Raw genomic sequence first — 18,135 nt, forward strand, 5'->3', positions numbered from 1 at the left:
GTGGTCCCCCCGTCATGCCGCGGCGCGCGAGGACGGCGCCCGGTAGCGGGGCGGCGGGCCGTAGCGCAGATGTTCGGTGAGCCGGTCGAGTTCCAGGCGCTCCACGGTGTACCTCATCTCCTGCGGGTCGGCGGATCGGCGGGTGGGTGACAGCTGTCGGGGGACGGGTGAGGGGTGACGGCTGTCGGGTGACAGGGCCAACCACCCCACGCACCGCGCCGCCTAACCGTGCGCGACGGCGCCGGACGACGCTCCGGCCACGGCCGGCACGGCGCCCGCGGCCGGCGGGTCCCCGGCACCGGCCGCTGCGGCCGCACCCGGTCCGGCAGCGGCCGCAGCGGGCGACCGGGCGACGACCCGGCAGGCCCGGCCGAGGAGGCCGGGCAGCGCGTGCCCCCGGAGGAAGAAGTGGTCACCGGCGACCGTGTGGTGCACCACCGGCCCCCCGCTCCAGCGGGCCCAGCCCACCATCGCGGCGGGCGGCGCCAGCGGGTCGCCGTCGCCCGCGACCGTCAGCAGCGGCACGGCGAACGGGCCACCCGCCACGGGCGCACGGGCGGCGCGCCGCAGGCTGTCGGCGAGCGCCAGGTCGTCGCGCAGCACCGGCAGCACCGCGCGGTGCCACAGACCGCCCGGGTGGGCGCCCTCGGGCACCGCACCCGCGGAGTCGAGCACCTCCAGCAGCCGGTCCGGGGACTCCCGGCACGCGTCGGCGAGTTCGGAGGCGGCGTCCGGCGGCGGACACGCGCCCACCGCGAGCAGCGCGGGCGTCGGCAGCCCGGCCTCGTGCAGGGCACGGGCGAGGGTGTAGGCGACCATCGCGCCGAGGCTGTGCCCGTAGAGCACATACGGACCGCTCGGCGCCCGGAAGCCGTCGAACAGGTCGGCCAGCAGCGCCTCACGCGTGGTCGCGCGGGGCTCGCGGCGCCGGCGGTCGCGCCCGGGCAGCAGGTGCGGCACGGGCACCGTGCCGGGGCCGAGCCGGGCCGGCCAGCCGTGGAACGCCGAGACCCCGGCCCCGGCGTGCGCGAAGCAGTGCAGCGACACCGGCTGTGCGTCGGGCATGGGCTGGTCCCTTCTCCTGCGGCCCCTGCGGCCCTGCCGCACCTGTGGCCGTACGCGTCCGCCTCAGCCTCGGGCGTCCGGCTCGAGCGGCGCTCGGGCTCAGACGGCGTAGAGGTTGAAGGTGGAGGTGCGTCGCGGCCCGCAGACCTGGTCGAGCGCCGGGTCCACGGTGAGCATCGCCTGGTGCAGCCGCTGCAGCTGCGGGGACGGTTCGACGCCCAGCTCCTCGATCAGGCGGCCGCGCAGACGGCGGTAGACGTCCAGCGCGGTGGCCTGGCGGCCGGAGCGGTACAGCGCCACCATCGCCTGGGCGTGCAGCCCTTCGTGCTGGGGGTGACGGGCGACCAGGTCGGTCAGCTCGGCCAGGAGCTCGGCGTGCCGGCCGAGCCGCAGGTCGGCGTCGATCCGGCGCTCGACGGTGACCAGGCGGCTCTCTTCGAGCCGCAGCACCTCGATCTCCAGGATGGGACCGACCCGTACGTCGACCAGTGCGGGGCCCTGCCACATGGCGAGCGCGTCGCGGAACAGGTCCGCGGCCTTCTCGTCGTCGCCGCTCTCCAGGGCGGCCTGACCGGCCGTCACCAACTGCTCGTAGCGGTGCACGTCGACGCTGTCCTGCGGAACCTGCAGCAGATAGCCGCCGTGCCGGGTGGCCAGCACCTCCTTGGCCGTGCCGGGGGCGTCGGGCCCCATGGCGGTGCCGAGCCGGCGGCGCAGCTGGAGGATGTACGTCTGCATGGTCGTCATGGCGCTCTGCGGCATCTCGGTGCCCCAGATCTCCTCCATGAGCGTGGGCACGGGCATCACCCGGCCGGGATAGAAGGCGAGCAGGGCGAGGATCTGCCTCGGCTTGCCCGCGGTCGGAACGATCGAGATCCCGTTGACGTCGGCGCTCAACGGACCCAGAACCTGTATCTCCACTGGTTTCCTCCCCGTACCGGTCGAGTGGTCGAGAGACCCCTCGTTGGCTAGAAGCCGTCGGCCGTCGAGCACGCTAGCCCCGTTCCCGCGCTGTCCCCCGGGATCTCCAGTAGCGTTCAAGCGACTCTCCACACACGGGCCTCGCCCGCGGTGTCCACTCTGCTCGAGAACGCTTGTACGTCCGCTGGAACGGTGCTCGCACACCCTGCCGCCACCCCGAAGCCGCGGATATCGTCCCCGGACCGGGTCCCCTCACCGCCGCCCGCCGGTGACCGGTTCTCGATCTTCCGTGATCCGCGCCGGACGGCCCGCCCCTCGGCCGGCCGGACCGCCGCCGACGCCGGCCACCGCCAGCACCAGCACCAGCACCAGCACCAGCACCAGGGAGCCCCGCATGGAACTGCGCCCGTTCGTGTTCCACCACGCCGGTGGTTCCCGCCCGGCCTGCCGCGACCGGCCGTGCCGCCTCCCCACCGGCCGGGACGTGCGTCCGCCCGACGCCCCCGCGACGCCCCGATGACGGTCCCGGGCAGCGCATCGGCTCCCGCCCCCGCCGCCCCCCAAGGGGCGTCCGGCGATATCGAGTTCCGGCTGCTGGGCCCCGTGGAGCTGCGCGACGGCGCCACGGACGCCGTCATCGTCCCGCCGGGCTCCAAGCAGCGCGCCCTGCTGTCCGCGCTCGTCCTGCACGCCGACCGGCTGCTCTCCGTCGACCAGCTCACCGAGGAACTGTGGGGCGACCGGCCGCCCGCCAACGCCGCCAACGCCCTCCAGGCCCACGTGGGCCGGCTGCGCCGCCTGCTGCCCGAGCACGGCCACGAGTGGATCAGCACCCTGCCCACCGGCTACCTGCTGAGCCTGCGCGGCGCCACCACCGACGTACAGCGCTTCAACCGCCTGTCCGCACAGGGCCGCGCCGCCGTCACCGCCGACCCCTCGTACGCCGCCCGGCTGTTGCGCCGCGCCCTGTCCCTGTGGCGCGGTCCCGCCCTCGCCGACAGCCGCTACGGCCCGATCTGCACCGGCGAGGCGGACACGCTGGAGGAGAACCGGCTCGCCGCCCTGGAGGCGCTGTACGAGGCGAGCCTGCGCTGCGCCCGCCACGGCGAGATCACCGGCGAGCTGGAGAAGCTCACCGCCGACCACCCGCTGCGCGAACGCTTCTACGACCTGCTGATGGTCGCCCTCTACCGCAGCGGGCGCCAGGCGGAGGCCCTCGGCGTGTACGAACGCGCCCGCCGCCGCCTGGTGGATGCCCTCGGCATCGAACCGGGTCCCGCGCTGCGCGCCCGCATGGAGGCGATCCTCAACCACGCCCCCGCCCTGTCCGCCCCTGTCGCCCCGGCCGCCGGCGGTCATCCCGCCGCGACCCTCACCGACGCCCTCGCACTGGGCGGCGAGATCGCCCGCCTCCAGGAGCGCATCGACGAGCTCAACCGCTGCCAGGAAGCCCTGGTACGCCGCTTCGACGCGCTGGTCGCCCACCTTCCGGCGACGACCTAGCCGAAGCGGCGCGCCGTCAGCGCCCCCACCGCAGCAGCGTCGTCCCGAGCGTCATCCCCCCGCCGAACCCGGCGAGCAGCACCAGCTCCCCGTCCCGCAACCGGTCGCCCTCCGGCCCGGCCCCCCGGCGGGCATGGTCCAGGGCGAGCGGGATGGAGGCCGCACCGGTGTTGCCGTGCCGGTCCACCGGCAGATGCACCCGTGCCGAGACCAGCCCGAGCAGCCCGGCGACCGAGCGCAGCATGTCCCCGTTGGCCTGGTGCGGCACGAAGTGATCGACCTGACCGGCCGTCACGCCGAAAGCGGTGAGAGTGCCCGCGACCGCCGGGGGCAGCTCCCGCTCCACGAAATCGCGTACGGCACGGCCCTGCATCCGGAAGAAGTGGTCGCCGCGCGCGACCGACTTCTCCGTGGCGGGCTCCCTGCTGCCTCCGGCCGTGACCCCGATCAGCCCGTGCAGGTGACCGTCGGTCCTCATGCCGGTGCCCACCAGACCGCGGCCCTCGCCCACCGGTCCGAGCACCACGGCTCCGGCCCCGTCGCCGAACAGCGGGGCGGTCCTGCGGTCGGTCCGGTCGATGATGCGCGAGTACACCTCGGTGCCGATGACGAGCGCCAGGCGCCGTTGCCCGTCCGGCCCCGGCGCGGCCAGCAACTGGGCACCGGTGTGCAGCGCGGTGACGAACCCCGCGCAGACGGCGTTCACGTCGAAGGCCGCGGCACGGTGCGCCCCGATCCGGTGCTGCACGAGCGCGGCCGTGGCGGGCTGCGGATGGTCCGGGGTGGAGGTCGCCACGACGATCCAGGCGAGGTCGTCCGGCTCGGCCCCGGCGTCGGCCAGGGCCCGCACGGCGGCCGCGGCCGCGAGGTCCGACGCGGCCTCGTGGGCGGCGGCGTAACGTCGCTCGCGGACGCCGGTCTTGCGCTCGATCCATTCGGCGGTCACCCCGGCCCGGGCCGCCACCGTCTCGTTGGGGACGACCTCCTCGGGCAGGTAGGAGCCGGTGCCGAGGATGCCGGTCCGGCCGGCGGCCCGCGAGTAGACGGTCACCGCGGCGTCACCGCCGCGGTCCTCAGCAGGCGGTCCTCGACCGTGCCCAGCACCTCGGCCTGCTGATCCACGAGGAAGAAGTGGCCGCCGGGCAGGACCCGCAGAGCGAAGCCGGACCGGGTGTGGTTCGCCCAGGCCGCCACCTCGTCGACGCCGGCACGCGGGTCGCGGTCGCCGGTGAAGGCGGTGACGGGGCAGTCCAGGGCGGGTCCCGGCCGGTAGCGGTAGCCGCGCACCGCCCGGTAGTCGGAGCGGAGCGCCGGGAGGATCATCTGCAGCGTCTCTGCGTCGTCGAGGAGCGCGTCGCCAGTCCCGTTCAGCTTGCGGATCTCGGCGACGACCTCCTCGTCGCTCTCGGGGTGCCATTCGTCGGTGCGATCCACACCGGGGGCGCGGCGGCCCGAGACGAACAGCTCGGCGGGGCCGTTGCCCGCGGCCTCCAGACGGCGGGCCACCTCGAAGCCGAGTACGGCGCCCATGCTGTGCCCGAACAGGGCGTACGGCCGGTCGGTGCACGGCCCGAGCGCCCCGGCGATCCGGTCGGCCAGGGTGTGGAGGTCCGCGACGGCCGGCTCCGTGCGCCGGTCCTGACGCCCCGGGTACTGGACGGCCAGCACCTCGACGCGTGGCGAGAGTGCGCGTGCCACGGGGAAGTAGAAGCTGGCCGAGCCACCGGCGTGCGGCAGGCACACCAGGCGTACGGGCGCGTCGGGAGCGGGGCGGTAGTTCCTGAACCAGGGGCTGTCGCCGGGGATTCCCGTCATGAGTTCTCCTAGCCGATGCGAGAGGTGCCTTGGCCCAGGATGAGCGGGAGCGGCACCCCCGGCCCTCCCCTAACCGACCCCTGGTCCGCCCCTGCACGGGGTGCGCGCGTTGAGGGGTCGGTCAGGGGTGCCCCGCCGCCCCGCGCCGCCCGACGCTGGTAGGCAGTGGCCCGCTTCGCTCGCCTCGGCTCTCAAGGGAATCAGGGAACTCACGTGGACGAGATCATCAGTGCGCTTCTCTGCGAGGACGCGACGCCGCGGGACTTCGCGGAGCTGCGCCTCCCGGAGAGCTACCGCGGCTCCGTCGTCCGCAAGGAGGACACCGGCATGTTCGAGGGCATGGCGTCCGTGGACAAGGATCCCCGCAAGTCGCTGCGGGTCCAGGACATCCCGGTCCCGCTGCCGTCGGCCGGCGAGGCCCTGGTGGCGGTGATGGCCAGTTCGGTCAACTACAACACCGTGTGGAGCTCGATCTTCGAGCCGCTGCCGACCTTCGGGTTCCTGGAGCGCTACGCGCGGCTCTCCCCGGCCACGGCCCGCCACGACCAGCCGTACCACGTCCTCGGCTCCGACCTCGCGGGTGTGGTGCTGCGCACCGGCCCCGGGGTCAACCGCTGGAAGCCCGGCGACAGGGTGGTCGCGCACTGCCTGTCGGTGGAGCTGGAGTCGGCGGACGGCCACGACGACACGATGCTCGACCCGGAGCAGCGCATCTGGGGCTTCGAGACCAACTTCGGCGGCCTGGCCCAGTTGGCGCTGGTCAAGTCCAACCAGCTCATGCCCAAGGCGGAGCACCTGAGCTGGGAGGAGGCCGCCGCCCCCGGCCTGGTGAACTCCACCGCCTACCGCCAGCTGGTCTCCCGCAACGGCGCCGGCATGAAGCAGGGCGACAACGTCCTGATCTGGGGCGCGAGCGGCGGCCTGGGGTCCTACGCCACCCAGCTGGCGCTGGCCGGCGGGGCCACCCCCGTCTGTGTCGTCTCGTCCCCCGAGAAGGCGGACATCTGCCGGGCGATGGGCGCCGAGGCGATCATCGACCGCACCGCCGAGGGCTACAAGTTCTGGAAGGACGAGAACACCCAGGACCCCAAGGAGTGGAAGCGCTTCGGCAAGCGCATCCGCGAACTCACCGGCGGCGAGGACGTCGACATCGTCTTCGAGCACCCGGGCCGGGAGACCTTCGGCGCGTCCGTCTTCGTCACGCGCAAGGGCGGCACCATCACCACCTGCGCCTCCACCTCGGGCTACCTGCACGAGTACGACAACCGCTACCTGTGGATGTCCCTCAAGCGCATCGTCGGCTCGCACTTCGCCAACTACCGCGAGGCCTGGGAGGCCAACCGCCTCATCGCCAAGGGCAGGATCCACCCCACCCTGTCCAAGGTGTACTCCCTGGAGGACACCGGCCAGGCCGCCTACGAGGTCCACCGCAACCTGCACCAGGGCAAGGTCGGCGTCCTGGCCCTCGCCCCCCGCGAGGGGCTGGGCGTGCGGGACGAGGAGATGCGCGACCGGCACGTCCACGCCATCAACCGCTTCAGGGAAAGGGCGGCGCAGACCTCATGACAGAGCCACAGATCACGGCGCCCCCGCCGGGAACGGTGACGGCCGTCGTCGGCCTCGGCTCCCTCGGTGAAGCCCTCGTGCACCTGCTGCACCGCGCGGGCCACACCGTGGTGGCCGTCGACACCGACCTCGACGCCCTGACCCGCGTGGCCGGCCGGCTCAAGGCCGCCACCGCCACGGCCGGGACTCCGCACCCGCGCGGCACCGGCTCCCGGCCGGGTGGCCCCGAGGTCGTCCTCACCGCCGACCACACGGCGCTGCGCGCGGCCGGCGTGGTCGTCGAGGCCGTCCCCGACGACCAGGCCGCCAAGACACGGGTCCTGCGCACGATCACCTCCGTCTGCCCGCCCGGCACACCGATCGTGACCACCACGTCCACGCTGTCCGTCACCCGTCTGGCCATCGCCGCCGGCCGCCCGGCGGACGTCGCGGGGCTGCGCCTGTTCACCCCGCCCGGCCCCGGCGGCCCCGCCGAGCCGGTGCGCACGGCGCTGACCTCGGCGGAGGCGGCCGCAGCGGTGGACGAACTGGTGGCATCGACCGGGCTCACCCCGGTCGCGGTCGGCGCCCGCCCGGCGGACGACGCGACCGCCCTGGTCCTCGCCTTCCTCAACCGTGCCGTGATCCTCCTGGACGAGGGGTACGCCACCCGGCACGACATCGACACCGCGATGCGGCTCGGCTGCGGTCTGCCGGCCGGACCGCTGGAGACCCTCGACCGCATGGGTCTGGACACCGTCCACGCCCAACTGACCGGGCTGTGGCGGCGCACCGGTGACACGGCGTTCGAGCCCGCCCCGCTGCTGAGCCGGATGGTCGCCACCGGACGGCTCGGCCGCAAGACCGGTGAGGGCTTCTACGCCTACGACGAGACGGGAAGCGCCCTCGCCGCTCCCGCCGACGGCCCGCACGACACACCGGCCGCCACCGTGCGGCGGGTGGGCGTGCTCGGCTCCGGCGCCATGGCGCGCGGCATCGCCGAGGTCACCGCCACGGCCGGGTACCCCACGGTCCTCGTCGCCCGCGACGCCGACCGGGCCGGGCAGGCGCTGGAGTCCGTCGGGGACTCCCTCACCCGCGGGGTGCGCCGGGGCCGGATCACCCCCCTGGCCAAGGCGACGGCTCTCGGACTGCTCGCCGGCGCCGGCGACATGGCGGCCCTGGCCGACTGCGACCTGGTGATCGAGGCGGTCGCCGAGGACCTGAGTGTCAAGCGCGCGCAGTTCGCGGGACTCGGTGCGGTGTGCGCCCCCGGCACCGTCCTGGCGACCACCACCTCCAGCCTCTCCGTCGCCGCGTGCGCCGAGGCGTCCGGCCGCCCGGCCGACGTCGTCGGCCTGCACTTCTTCAACCCGGCGCCGGTGATGAGGCTGGTCGAGCTGGCGCACACCGACACGGTGGACCCGGGCGTGCTCGCCACGGCGCGTGCCTTCTGCGGCACCCTGGGCAAGACGGCGGTGCAGTGCCCGGACCGCAGCGGCTTCATCGTCAACAGCCTGCTCTTCCCGTACCTGGGTGCGGCCCTCGCGCTGCTGGAGCGGCACGACGTGGACCCGGCGCGGACGGACGAGGCGATCCGGCAGGGGTTCGGCTTCCCCATGGGCCCGTTCGCGCTCCTGGACACGATCGGCCTGGACGTCTCGCTCGCCATCCAGCACCGGCTGTACGAACGCTTCCGCACGCCCGAGTACGTACCGGCGCCGGTCCTCGAGGAGTTGGTGGCCGCCGGGCTGCTGGGCCGCAAGAACGGGCGCGGGCTGCTCACACGCGACGCCCGCCGCTGACCGGCCGTCAGCGTGCGTGCGCCAGCAGGGCCGCCAGGTCCGAGCGGGACGTCACGCGCAGCTTGCGGTAGATGCGGGTCAGGTGCTGCTCGACCGTGCTGGTCGTGACGTACAGGCGGGCCGCGATGGCCCGGTTGGTGCACCCGTCGGCTGCCAGCACCGCGACCCGCCGCTCGGCCAGGGTCAGCCCGGCGGCCGGGCCGCCGTCCGCGCCGGCCTCGCCGTTCAGGGCCCGCTGCGCGCCGGCGGCGGCAGCGCGCCAGTCCAGGGCGCCGCGTGGCTCCAGCCGCCATCCGGCCAGCAGGTCCCGGCAGGCGTGGAAGTCGCCCAGGGCGGCCCGGGGCCGGTCGACGGCCAGGTGGTAGTGGCCCCTGGCCAGCAGGTAGTGCAGCCCCGCCCGGGTGCGGAACATCGCGTCCGGCACCGGGACGCGCAGCAGGGCCGCCGCCTCCGGGTGGGCGCCGGTGCGGGTCGCGGCCAGCACGGCCGCGGACAGCGGCATCCCGATGGCCACGCCCCAGGCGCCCGGCGACAGCAGGGACAGCGCCCGCCCCGCGTACCCGGCCGCGCGGTCGTGGGCGCCGGTGCGGGCGTGCACGACGGCCGCCGCCGCCGCGGCGACCGCCCGGCGGGCCGGGGTGGCCCGCGACCGGTCGGCGCCGGCCGTCAGCGCACACCAGCGGGCGGCCCGCCCGGTCTCCCCCGCGTACAGCAGGGCGGCCAGGACGGCGGCGACGGGTGCGGGCGGCGCCTGGTCGTAGACGATCGACGCCAGCACCCGCTCGGCGACCTCGCCCATGTCCCCGGGCGGGCCCGCGTCCGGGTGCCCGGGGCCGGGGACGGCCAGGCCGTCGCCGTCGTCCCCGCCGTCGTACGCCGTCGGGTAGACATACCGGTGGATGCGCGCCAGCGCCGGCCCGCCCGCCCGGTCGACGGCGCCGAGGCGGGGCACGGCCCGCGCCGCCGCGGCGGGATGCCCGTGCCACAGCAGCAGTCCCACCGCGCCCGCCGCGTCGTCGGCGTCCGGCCGCCGGGCGGCCAGGTCCCGTTCGAGGGCCGGCAGGTGGCGGACGACGGCCGCGGGGTCGGCCTCCCACTCGGCGCGGGCCAGCATCGTGAGCAGGTCGCCGCCCTCGCCGCCGCCCGACCGGTGGGCGGTGCGCAGGAAGTCGGCGGCCTGGCGCGCCCCGCCGCCGGCCAGGGCCTGCCGGGCCGCCTCGGCCAGCAGCGTCACGGCCCACCGGGGTGCGGCCGGCCGGCCGCCGGTGGTGTCCGCCGCGACCAGGTGGCGGGCGACGGAGGCCGGTCCGGCGCCGTTGTCGTACAGCAGCCGGGCCGCCGTGGTGTGCAGCGCGGCGGACTCCCCCGCCGACAGTTCCTCCAGCACCGCGGCCCGTGTCCCCGCGTGGCGCAGCCGCCCGCCGTCGAGCAGACCGGCGGCGTCCAGCTCCTCCAGGCAGGCCGCGACGGTCCGTTCGGGAAGCTCCAGCAGCCGGGCGAGCAGGGTGAGCGTGGCGGTGCCGGCGAGTACGGCCAGGGCACGCGCGACCGACGCCACCGGCTCCCCCGCACCGCGCAGGCAGTCCGTGACGGCCCGCCGGAACGCCGTGCCCGCCACCGGACGGGAGGGCCGCACCGGTCGGCAGGCCCGGTGGTCGTCGAGCAGCCCGTGCAGCAGCCGCGGGTTCCCGCCGGTGAACCGGTGCCAGTGGGACGCGAGCCGCCGTGCCGTCGCCGTGTCCATCGCCGCGCCGGCGGGTGCGGCCAGGAATCCGGCCACCCCCTCCTCGTCCAGGACGGTGAGCGGCACGGGCGTGCAGCGCGGGTGCCTCAGCAACTCGGCCAGCGGCAACGGGAGCGGGCCGGCCGGGAGAGGGGACGCCGGCCGGGCGCTCAGCACCAGCACGGTCCCGGTGCCGGCCAGCCGCCCGCACACGTACAGCAGGCAGCGCGCGGACGCCTCGTCCATGTGGTGGGCGTCGTCGACGAGGACCACGGCCGGCGCGCCCGCGCCGCGGTCGCGCAGGGCGTCGTGGAGCGCGGCCGGGTCGTGGGCGGTGCGTGCCGGGGCGCCGGTCGCGCCGCTGAGCAGCTGTCCCACCACGCCGAGCGGCAGGTCGGTCTCGGCCGGGGAGGCGGACGCGCTCAGCACGAGTACGCCGGAGCGCCCGGCCCGCTCGGCGAGACCGCCCAGCAGGGCGCTCTTGCCGGTGCCGGGGCTGCCCGTGACCAGTGCCGCGCGGCCCCCGCCGCCGCTCCGGGCGGCCGCCAGGAGCTCCTCCAGCAGGCCGAGTTCCGCGTCCCGCCACGCGAGCTCCACCGGCATCCCCCCCGTCGTCAGGCCACCCGGACGGCAGCCGTCCTCCGCGGTGAAGTCTGCACGGGGCGCAGGCAGCCTCGCTGGGAGCGGACCGGAGCCCCGCTCAAGCCGTTCGCGCGCACGTCGGACGGACGGGCCCTGCCGGTGGCAGGGCATGGTTCAAGCCGTTCTCCAGGGCCGTCGGCGACGCTCGGACGGTAGCCGAGGTGGCCGTGACACCTGGAGGACGACTGTGAGGAACAGCCGATGAGACGGGTTGTGATCACCGGTATCGGAGTGGTCGCTCCGGGCGGTGTGGGTACCAAGGACTTCTGGTCGGGGCTCACCGCGGGCCGGACGGCCACCCGTGGTATCACCCTCTTCGACCCGGCCGGGTTCCGTTCGCGGATCGCCGCCGAGGTGGACTTCGCGCCCGAGGCGCACGGTTTCAGCCCGGCCGAGGCCGACGAGCTGGACCGCGCCGCGCAGTTCGCGGTGGTCAGTGCCCGCGAGGCGCTGGCCGACAGCGGACTGGACGGGCGGCTCGACCCGCTGCGGACGGGGGTCACGCTCGGCAGCGCCGTCGGGTGCACGACGGGTCTGGACGTCGAGTACGCGGCGGTCAGCGAGAACGGCGCCCACTGGCTCGTCGACCACACCCGGGCCGTGGCCCATCTCTTCGACTACTTCGTGCCCAGCTCGCTGGCCGTCGAGGTGGCCCACACGGTGGGCGCGCAGGGACCGGTCTCGCTGGTGTCCACGGGCTGCACCTCGGGCCTGGACTCCGTCGGCCACGCGGTCGAGCTGATCCGCGAGGGCAGCGCGGAGGTCATGGTCACCGGGGCCACCGAGGCACCGATCTCCCCCATCACCCTGGCCTGCTTCGACGCGATCAAGGCCACCAGCCCCCGCAACGACGAGCCGGAGACGGCCTCGCGGCCCTTCGACCGCACCCGCAACGGGTTCGTGCTCGGTGAGGGGTCGGCCGTCCTGGTCCTGGAGGAGTACGGGCACGCCCGCCGCCGCGGCGCGCACGTGTACGCCGAGATCGCGGGCTTCGCCAGCCGCAGCAACGCTTACCACATGACCGGTCTGCGCACGGACGGCACGGAGATGGCCGAGGCCATCACCGCGGCCCTGGACGAGGCCCGGCTCGACCCCGCGGCCGTCGACTACGTCAACGCCCACGGGTCGGGGACCAAGCAGAACGACCGGCACGAGACGACCGCGTTCAAACGCGCTCTCGGCGCCCGTGCCCGCGAGATACCCGTCAGCTCCATCAAGTCGATGATCGGGCACTCGCTCGGTGCGATCGGCTCCCTCGAGGTGGCCGCCAGCGCCCTGGCCATCGAGCACGGCGTCGTACCGCCGACGGCGAACCTGCACGAACCCGACCCCGCCTGCGACCTGGACTACACACCGCTCGTGGCACGCGAGCAGCGGACCGACACGGTCCTCACCGTGGGCAGCGGTTTCGGCGGCTTCCAGAGCGCCATGGTCCTGACCCGCCCGCACCTGGGAGTGAGCGCATGAGCGGCACGTCCCTGCTCGACCGCACCGGCGACCGCCGGCCGGCCGCACCGGCCCGCACCCGTGCCGTGGTCACCGGCATCGGGGCCGTCGCCCCCAACGGCCTCGGTACCGAGGCCTGGTGGGCCGCGGTACTGCGCGGCGAGAGCGGCATCGGCCGGCCGACCCTCTTCGACGCCTCCGGCTACCCGGCCCGGCTCGCGGGCGAGGTGCCCGGCTTCGTCGCCGAGGACCACGTCCCGAGCCGGCTGCTGGCGCAGACCGACCGGGTAACCCGGCTGTCACTGGCGGCCGCCGAGGAGGCCCTGGACGACTCCGGCGTCGACCCGGCCGCGCTGCCCGAGTACGCGGCGGGCGTGGTCACCGCGAGTTCGGCGGGCGGCTTCGAGTTCGGGCAGCGCGAGTTGCAGGCGCTGTGGAGCAAGGGCGCCCAACACGTCAGCGCCTACCAGTCCTTCGCCTGGTTCTACGCGGTGAACACCGGCCAGATCTCCATCCGGCACGGTCTGCGCGGCGCCAGCGGAGTGCTCGTGTCCGACCAGGCGGGCGGACTGGACGCCGTCGGGCAGGCCCGCCGCCAGCTGCGCAGGGGCGCCTCGCTCGTCGTCACGGGCGCGGTGGACTCCGCGCTGTGCCCGTGGGCGTGGGCGGCGCACCTGGCCGAGGGCCGCATCAGCGTCAGCGACGACCCCGGGCGCGCCTTCCTGCCGTTCGCCGCGGACGCGGACGGCTACGTCCCCGGCGAGGGCGGCGCCCTGCTGATCCTGGAGGACGCCGACGCGGCCCGTGCCCGCGGGGCCCGGGAGTACGGGACGGTCGCCGGGTACGCGTCCACCTTCGATCCGGCCCCGGACACGGGCGGGGGCGCGCGGCTGGGCGCGGCCGCCGAGCTGGCCCTGGCCGACGCCGGGGTGCGGCCGGACCAGGTCGACGTGGTCTTCGCGGACGGCGCCGGCGAGCGGGCGGCCGACCGTGCCGAGGCGCGGGCGATCAGCGAGCTGTTCGGTGAGCGCGGCGTTCCGGTGACCGCGCCGAAGAGCATGACCGGCCGGCTCGCCGCCGGCGGCGGCTCGCTGGACCTGGCCGCCGCCCTGCTGGCGCTGCGGGACCAGGTGATCCCGCCGACGACCGGCACCCGCGGCCCGGCGCCGGACTGCCCCCTGGATCTCGTGACCGGTACGCCGCGCCGCGGCGTGGAGCTGCGGACCGCGCTGGTGCTGGCGCGCGGGCGCGGCGGCTTCAACTCCGCCGTCGTGGTCCGCGCCTGACCGCTCACCGCCGCGGCGGCGCGCGCGTACCCGGCACACACCCACCCTTGTCCTCACCGAAGAAAGAGGTATGCCGTGAACCGGCTCGAACTCAACGATCTGACCGCCCTGTTGCGCGAGTGCGCCGGCGAGGAGGAAGGCGTCGACCTGGACGGCGACATCCTGGACGTCCCGTTCCCCGAACTCGGTTACGACTCGCTGGCCGTGCTCCAGACGACCGGACGCATCGAGCGGGACTTCGATGTCCTCCTGGACGAGGAGGCCATCGACGAGGCGGAGACCCCGCGCCAGTACCTCGAGCTGGTCAACCGGGCGCTCTCCGAGCGCGCGGCGGTCTGAGCGGGGACGCGATGACCGCTCCCAGCCGCAGGCGCTTCGTCACGGGAACCCTCGCCGCCGCGGCGGCCACCGGCACCGCCGCGGCGGCCACGGGATCCGCCGCGGCGGCGGCCCCCGCTGCCGCCGCCCCTGCGGGTCCCGGCCTCCTCGAGGTGGGCCCGGCGGACCCGCGCTACGCCGATCTCGCCGTCCGCGGCAGCAACAAGAGGTTCTCCGCCCGTCCCGAGTCCTTCCTGCTGGCGACCACCACCGAGCAGGTGGTGCGGGCCGTGCGCGAGGCCGTGCGGGACGGCAAGCGCGTCACGGTGCGCAGCGGCGGCCACTGCTACGAGAACTTCGTGGGCGACCCGTCCGTCCGCCGGGTCATCGACCTGAGCGGCATGGACACCGTCCGCTGGGACGCGGCGCGCGGCGCCTTCGAGGTCGGGGCCGGCGTCCGGCTCATGGACCTGTACCGGACGCTGTACTACGGCTGGGGTGTGACCCTCCCGGGCGGCGCCAGTGCGACCGTCGGCGTCGGCGGCCATGTCCAGGGCGGCGGTTACGGCGCCCTGTCCCGGCGCCACGGCATCTCCAGCGACCACCTGCTGGCCGTCGAGGTGGTCGTCGTCGACGCCTCGGGCCGTGCCCGCGCGGTCATCGCCACCCGGGACGCCCGCGACCCGAACCGGGAACTGTGGTGGGCCCACACCGGTGGCGGCGGCGGCAACTTCGGTGTGGTGACCCGCTACTGGTTCCGTTCGCCGTCCGCCCGGGGCACCGACCCCGCCCGGGCGCTGCCGCGCCCGCACTCCGGCGTGCTCGCCGCCAGTGTCATGTTCCCGCGCGAGGGCATGACCCGGAGCGCGTTCCGCACGCTGGTGGGCAACCACGGGCGCTGGCACGAGCGCAACAGCGGCCCCGGCTCCCCGTACACCGGGCTGTTCAGCGGTCTGGTGCTGCTCGGCCACCAGGGGCAGAACGACCAGGGTCTGGCCGCCATCGCCTTCACCCACCTGGACGCGACCCTGCCCGACGCCGAGCGTCTGCTGCAGGACCACATCGACGCCGTCGGCGCCGGGGTGGGGGTCGAGGCGTACGCCCCGCCGCCGGAGAAGCTGCCGTGGCTGGCATCGGTGGAGGCGCTGGCCGGCGCGCAGGACACGGAGACCGGCCGCCAGAAGATCAAGTCGGCGCATCTGCGGCGGGCGTTCACGGACGAGCAGTGCGACGTCCTCCACGACTTCCTGGGCAGCACGGAGCACACCAACGACTCCAGCTCGGTGTCCATCCAGTCGTACGGCGGACGGGTCAACACCGTCGCCCCGTCGGCGACGGCGTCGGCGCAGCGCGGTTCGGTGCTGAAGGCGCTGTTCATGAACACCTGGCAGGACCCGGAGCACGACGGGGCGAACGTGGACTGGCTGCGCCGGCTCTACGCGGGCGTCTACCGGGACACGGGCGGGGTGCCGGCGCCGGGTGCGCGCAACGAGGGCTGCTTCATCAACTTCCCCGACGTCGACATGGCCGACCCGAAGTGGAACACCTCCGGGGTCCCGTGGCACGAGCTGTACTACGGCGGCAACTACCGCCGGCTGCAGGCGGTCAAGGCGAAGTGGGACCCGCGCGACGTCTTCCACCACGCACTGTCCGTGCGGGCGGCCCGCTGAGGCCCGCGCGTACCGCAGACGCCCGAGCGGGCGGCCCCCCGTCGGGGGGCCGCCCGCTCGGGCGTCGCGCGGTGCCGCTCAGCGGTCGGCGGCGGCGGCCTCGCGCTCCATCACCGGCGCGTACAGGTGCGGCACGCTGGTGCTCAGCGCACGCAGTGCGGCGGCGTGCGGCGCGAAGTCCGGGTGGGTGACGGCCGCGCGGAAGGACTCGGCGTCCGCCCACTCGGCGATGTTGACGTAGCTGCCGGGCTGTTCCGTGTGGCGGACCAGCCGGTGGCGCAGGAATCCGGGGCGGTCGCGGAAGAAGGCCGAGGTCTCCTCGAAGAGCCGTTCGAACTCGTCGGGGGGACCGGTGACCGTGAACCGGTTGATGAAGGTGACCACGTGGTCCTCCGAGCCGTGGACAGGTGCTGACCCCCCCGACGCTTGCGCGCCCGGATCGAGCCGGACTCGAAGGCGGAGCGAGCGGGGCGTACGACGCTGTTCAGCACGTTTCCTCCATTCCCGGGAAGGACATCCATGGGATCCGAACACGCGATCCTCGCCGAGAACCTGTGCAAGCGGTACGGCGACGCCCCGGCCCTGAGCGGGTTCGACCTGCGGGTGCCCGAAGGCACCGTGCACGGGCTGCTCGGCCCCAACGGCGCGGGCAAGACGACCGCGGTGCGCATCCTCTCCACGCTGGCCCGGCTCGACGAGGGCCGTGCCGAGGTCGCCGGCTTCGACGTGGACCGCGACAGCGCGAAGGTGCGGGCCCGGATCGGGCTGCTCGGGCAGTACGCGGCGGTCGACGAGGTGCTCAGCGGCCGGCAGAACCTGGTGATGTTCGGCCGGCTGTACCACCTGGGCAAGCGGGCGGCGGCCGAGCGCGCGGAGGCGCTGCTGGCCCGGTTCGGGCTCGCCGGCGCGGGCGCGAAGCCCGTCAAGGACTACTCGGGCGGTATGCGACGGCGTCTGGACCTCGCGGCCAGCCTCATCCTCGCACCGCGCGTGCTCTTCCTCGACGAGCCGACGACGGGCCTGGACCCGCGCAGCCGCAACGAGGTGTGGGCCGCGGTGCGTTCGCTGGTCGAGGACGGCACCACCGTCCTGCTGACCACGCAGTACCTGGACGAGGCGGACCAGCTCGCCGACCGGATCTCGGTCATCGCGTCGCCGGCCGGTGCGGGCGGGCGGGTGATCGCCGAGGGCACCCCCGACGAGCTGAAGTCGGCGATCGGCGGCGACCGGATCGACGTCACGGTCCGCAACAGCGGTGACCTGGCCGCCGCGGCCGAGGTGCTCAGCCGTGTCACCGGCCGGGACTGCGACACCGACCCGGAGAACCGGCGCGTGGACGCCCCGGTCCGCGACCGTGTCGCCGCCCTGACCGAGACGGTGCGCGCGCTCGGGGAGCGGGGGGTGGTGGCCGAGGACATCCAGCTGCGCCGCCCCACCCTGGACGAGGTGTTCCTGCACCTCACCGGTACGGACGGGAACGACAGCGGCGAGGCGGCGAAGGACGCGGCCCGTGCCGGGAACAGGGACGAGGTGACGGTGTGACCACCGCGACGACACAGCCCACGGCCGGGACGGGCGGCGCCCGCTGGCTCCTCGCCGACTCCTGGGTCCTGACGGGACGTTCGCTGGCCCACTGGGCCCGCAACCCCGCGCCGGTCGTCATCGGCCTGCTCTTCCCGATCATGATGGTGCTGATGTTCGGGTACCTGTTCGGCGGGGCGATGCAGGTGCCCGGGGGAGGCGACTACCGCGCCTTCCTGGTACCCGGCATGTTCGCCATGACCATGGTCTTCGGCATCGAGGTGACGATGCTGGCCGTCATCAGCGACGCCGCCAGGGGCGTCACCGACCGGTTCCGCGCGATGCCCACCTCCTCCGCGGCGGTGCTGACCGGACGCAGCATCGCCGACATGCTCAACTCCGTGCTCGGCCTGACGGTGATGATCCTGTGCGGCCTGGCCGTCGGCTGGCGCGCGGAGAACGGGCTCGGCCCGGCGCTCGGCGCCGTCGGCCTGCTCCTGCTGCTGCGCTTCGCCCTGCTGTGGGTGGGCATCTACCTGGGGCTGGTCTTCACGGACACGGCCGCCGTCACCGCCGTGCAGACCCTGGTGTGGCCGCTCGGGTTCCTGTCGAACGCCTTCGTCTCGCCCGGCACGATGCCGGGCTGGCTCGCCGCGGTCTCCGAGTGGAACCCGCTGTCGGCGACGGTCACGGCCGCGCGGCGGCTGTTCGGCAACCCCGGCTGGGACACCGGGACCTGGGCGACGGATCAGGCCATTGTCATGGGCGTGGTGTGGCCGGTGATCATTTTCGCGATCTTCTTCCCGCTGTCCGTGCGACGCTACCAGCGGCTCGGCCGCTGAGGCCGGCCACGCCGGCGAACGGAGAGGATCCAC

Annotated in this window: 16 protein-coding genes; 9 read left to right on the top strand and 7 right to left on the bottom strand. The window is 74.9% G+C overall.

The window, feature by feature from the left end; genetic code table 11:
- Nucleotides 1-222: 222 nt before the first annotated feature.
- The 3 genes from ACFYWG_RS00330 to ACFYWG_RS00340 form a co-directional block, all read right to left on the bottom strand.
- Entirely contained in the window at nucleotides 223-1,065 is an 843-nt protein-coding gene (locus ACFYWG_RS00330; protein ID WP_389198201.1) for a thioesterase II family protein, read from the bottom strand.
- 99 nt (nucleotides 1,066-1,164) lie between these two features.
- Nucleotides 1,165-1,986: a BTAD domain-containing putative transcriptional regulator gene (locus ACFYWG_RS00335; protein WP_389198203.1), complete on the bottom strand. Its 822-nt coding sequence runs from the start codon at nucleotides 1,984-1,986 to the stop codon at nucleotides 1,165-1,167.
- Nucleotides 1,987-2,238: 252 nt separating this feature from the next.
- Nucleotides 2,239-2,382, bottom strand: a complete 144-nt coding sequence (locus ACFYWG_RS00340; RefSeq protein WP_389198205.1) for a hypothetical protein — start codon at nucleotides 2,380-2,382, stop codon at nucleotides 2,239-2,241.
- Nucleotides 2,383-2,502: 120 nt separating this feature from the next.
- On the opposite strand from ACFYWG_RS00340, the gene ACFYWG_RS00345 reads away from it, so the two are divergent.
- Nucleotides 2,503-3,489, top strand: a complete 987-nt coding sequence (locus ACFYWG_RS00345; RefSeq protein WP_389198207.1) for a BTAD domain-containing putative transcriptional regulator — start codon at nucleotides 2,503-2,505, stop codon at nucleotides 3,487-3,489.
- Nucleotides 3,490-3,505: 16 nt separating this feature from the next.
- On the opposite strand, the gene ACFYWG_RS00350 is transcribed toward ACFYWG_RS00345, so the two are convergent.
- Nucleotides 3,506-4,540 (bottom strand): 3-oxoacyl-ACP synthase III family protein, encoded by a 1,035-nt coding sequence (locus ACFYWG_RS00350; protein ID WP_389198209.1) that lies wholly within the window; start codon nucleotides 4,538-4,540, stop codon nucleotides 3,506-3,508.
- On the bottom strand, nucleotides 4,537-5,304 hold the full coding sequence (locus ACFYWG_RS00355; protein ID WP_389198211.1) for a thioesterase II family protein: 768 nt from the start codon (nucleotides 5,302-5,304) through the stop codon (nucleotides 4,537-4,539). Before ACFYWG_RS00355 ends, ACFYWG_RS00350 begins: the two co-directional genes overlap by 4 nt.
- 213 nt (nucleotides 5,305-5,517) lie before the next feature.
- On the opposite strand from ACFYWG_RS00355, the gene ccrA reads away from it, so the two are divergent.
- Both ccrA and ACFYWG_RS00365 read left to right on the top strand, forming a co-directional pair.
- Nucleotides 5,518-6,870 (top strand): crotonyl-CoA carboxylase/reductase, encoded by a 1,353-nt coding sequence (ccrA, locus tag ACFYWG_RS00360; RefSeq protein WP_389198214.1) that lies wholly within the window; start codon nucleotides 5,518-5,520, stop codon nucleotides 6,868-6,870.
- Nucleotides 6,867-8,654 carry a 3-hydroxyacyl-CoA dehydrogenase family protein gene (locus tag ACFYWG_RS00365; RefSeq protein WP_389198216.1) on the top strand — a complete coding sequence of 596 codons (1,788 nt, stop codon included), beginning with the start codon at nucleotides 6,867-6,869 and terminating at the stop codon, nucleotides 8,652-8,654. The genes ccrA and ACFYWG_RS00365 overlap by 4 nt, the downstream gene beginning before the upstream one ends.
- Before the next feature lie 7 nt (nucleotides 8,655-8,661).
- Here ACFYWG_RS00365 and ACFYWG_RS00370 read toward each other — a convergent pair whose 3' ends face one another.
- Entirely contained in the window at nucleotides 8,662-10,980 is a 2,319-nt protein-coding gene (locus ACFYWG_RS00370) for an AAA family ATPase (protein WP_389198218.1), read from the bottom strand.
- A 240-nt stretch (nucleotides 10,981-11,220) separates the two neighbouring features.
- On the opposite strand from ACFYWG_RS00370, the gene ACFYWG_RS00375 reads away from it, so the two are divergent.
- From ACFYWG_RS00375 to ACFYWG_RS00390, 4 genes are all read left to right on the top strand, one after another.
- Nucleotides 11,221-12,486 carry a beta-ketoacyl-[acyl-carrier-protein] synthase family protein gene (locus ACFYWG_RS00375; protein ID WP_389198220.1) on the top strand — a complete coding sequence of 422 codons (1,266 nt, stop codon included), beginning with the start codon at nucleotides 11,221-11,223 and terminating at the stop codon, nucleotides 12,484-12,486.
- Nucleotides 12,483-13,751, top strand: a complete 1,269-nt coding sequence (locus ACFYWG_RS00380; RefSeq protein WP_389198222.1) for a ketosynthase chain-length factor — start codon at nucleotides 12,483-12,485, stop codon at nucleotides 13,749-13,751. Before ACFYWG_RS00375 ends, ACFYWG_RS00380 begins: the two co-directional genes overlap by 4 nt.
- Nucleotides 13,752-13,826: 75 nt before the next feature.
- Nucleotides 13,827-14,090 (top strand): acyl carrier protein, encoded by a 264-nt coding sequence (locus tag ACFYWG_RS00385; protein WP_389198224.1) that lies wholly within the window; start codon nucleotides 13,827-13,829, stop codon nucleotides 14,088-14,090.
- Between the two features lie 11 nt (nucleotides 14,091-14,101).
- On the top strand, nucleotides 14,102-15,739 hold the full coding sequence (locus tag ACFYWG_RS00390) for an FAD-binding oxidoreductase (protein WP_389198226.1): 1,638 nt from the start codon (nucleotides 14,102-14,104) through the stop codon (nucleotides 15,737-15,739).
- Between the two features lie 78 nt (nucleotides 15,740-15,817).
- Here the strand turns inward: ACFYWG_RS00390 and ACFYWG_RS00395 are convergent, their stop codons facing one another.
- On the bottom strand, nucleotides 15,818-16,123 hold the full coding sequence (locus ACFYWG_RS00395; protein WP_389198228.1) for an antibiotic biosynthesis monooxygenase family protein: 306 nt from the start codon (nucleotides 16,121-16,123) through the stop codon (nucleotides 15,818-15,820).
- Nucleotides 16,124-16,258: 135 nt separating this feature from the next.
- On the opposite strand from ACFYWG_RS00395, the gene ACFYWG_RS00400 reads away from it, so the two are divergent.
- Both ACFYWG_RS00400 and ACFYWG_RS00405 read left to right on the top strand, forming a co-directional pair.
- On the top strand, nucleotides 16,259-17,281 hold the full coding sequence (locus ACFYWG_RS00400; RefSeq protein WP_389198231.1) for an ATP-binding cassette domain-containing protein: 1,023 nt from the start codon (nucleotides 16,259-16,261) through the stop codon (nucleotides 17,279-17,281).
- Entirely contained in the window at nucleotides 17,278-18,102 is an 825-nt protein-coding gene (locus tag ACFYWG_RS00405) for an ABC transporter permease (protein WP_389198233.1), read from the top strand. Before ACFYWG_RS00400 ends, ACFYWG_RS00405 begins: the two co-directional genes overlap by 4 nt.
- Nucleotides 18,103-18,135 lie beyond the last annotated feature (33 nt).

This window comes from Streptomyces sp. NPDC003456 (assembly GCF_042878735.1).
GTDB lineage: Bacteria > Actinomycetota > Actinomycetes > Streptomycetales > Streptomycetaceae > Streptomyces.

What these genes read in the sequence shown, in the direction of transcription:
- ACFYWG_RS00340 (WP_389198205.1), bottom strand. Translation starts at nt 2,382, where the DNA reads ATGCGGGGCTCCCTGGTGCTGGTGCTGGTGCTGGTGCTGGTGCTGGCG.
- ACFYWG_RS00355 (WP_389198211.1), bottom strand. Translation starts at nt 5,304, where the DNA reads ATGACGGGAATCCCCGGCGACAGCCCCTGGTTCAGGAACTACCGCCCC.
- ACFYWG_RS00370 (WP_389198218.1), bottom strand. Translation starts at nt 10,980, where the DNA reads ATGCCGGTGGAGCTCGCGTGGCGGGACGCGGAACTCGGCCTGCTGGAG.
- ACFYWG_RS00380 (WP_389198222.1), top strand. Translation starts at nt 12,483, where the DNA reads ATGAGCGGCACGTCCCTGCTCGACCGCACCGGCGACCGCCGGCCGGCC.
- ACFYWG_RS00390 (WP_389198226.1), top strand. Translation starts at nt 14,102, where the DNA reads ATGACCGCTCCCAGCCGCAGGCGCTTCGTCACGGGAACCCTCGCCGCC.
- ACFYWG_RS00345 (WP_389198207.1), top strand. Translation starts at nt 2,503, where the DNA reads ATGACGGTCCCGGGCAGCGCATCGGCTCCCGCCCCCGCCGCCCCCCAA.
- ACFYWG_RS00375 (WP_389198220.1), top strand. Translation starts at nt 11,221, where the DNA reads ATGAGACGGGTTGTGATCACCGGTATCGGAGTGGTCGCTCCGGGCGGT.
- ACFYWG_RS00400 (WP_389198231.1), top strand. Translation starts at nt 16,259, where the DNA reads ATGGGATCCGAACACGCGATCCTCGCCGAGAACCTGTGCAAGCGGTAC.
- ACFYWG_RS00330 (WP_389198201.1), bottom strand. Translation starts at nt 1,065, where the DNA reads ATGCCCGACGCACAGCCGGTGTCGCTGCACTGCTTCGCGCACGCCGGG.
- ACFYWG_RS00365 (WP_389198216.1), top strand. Translation starts at nt 6,867, where the DNA reads ATGACAGAGCCACAGATCACGGCGCCCCCGCCGGGAACGGTGACGGCC.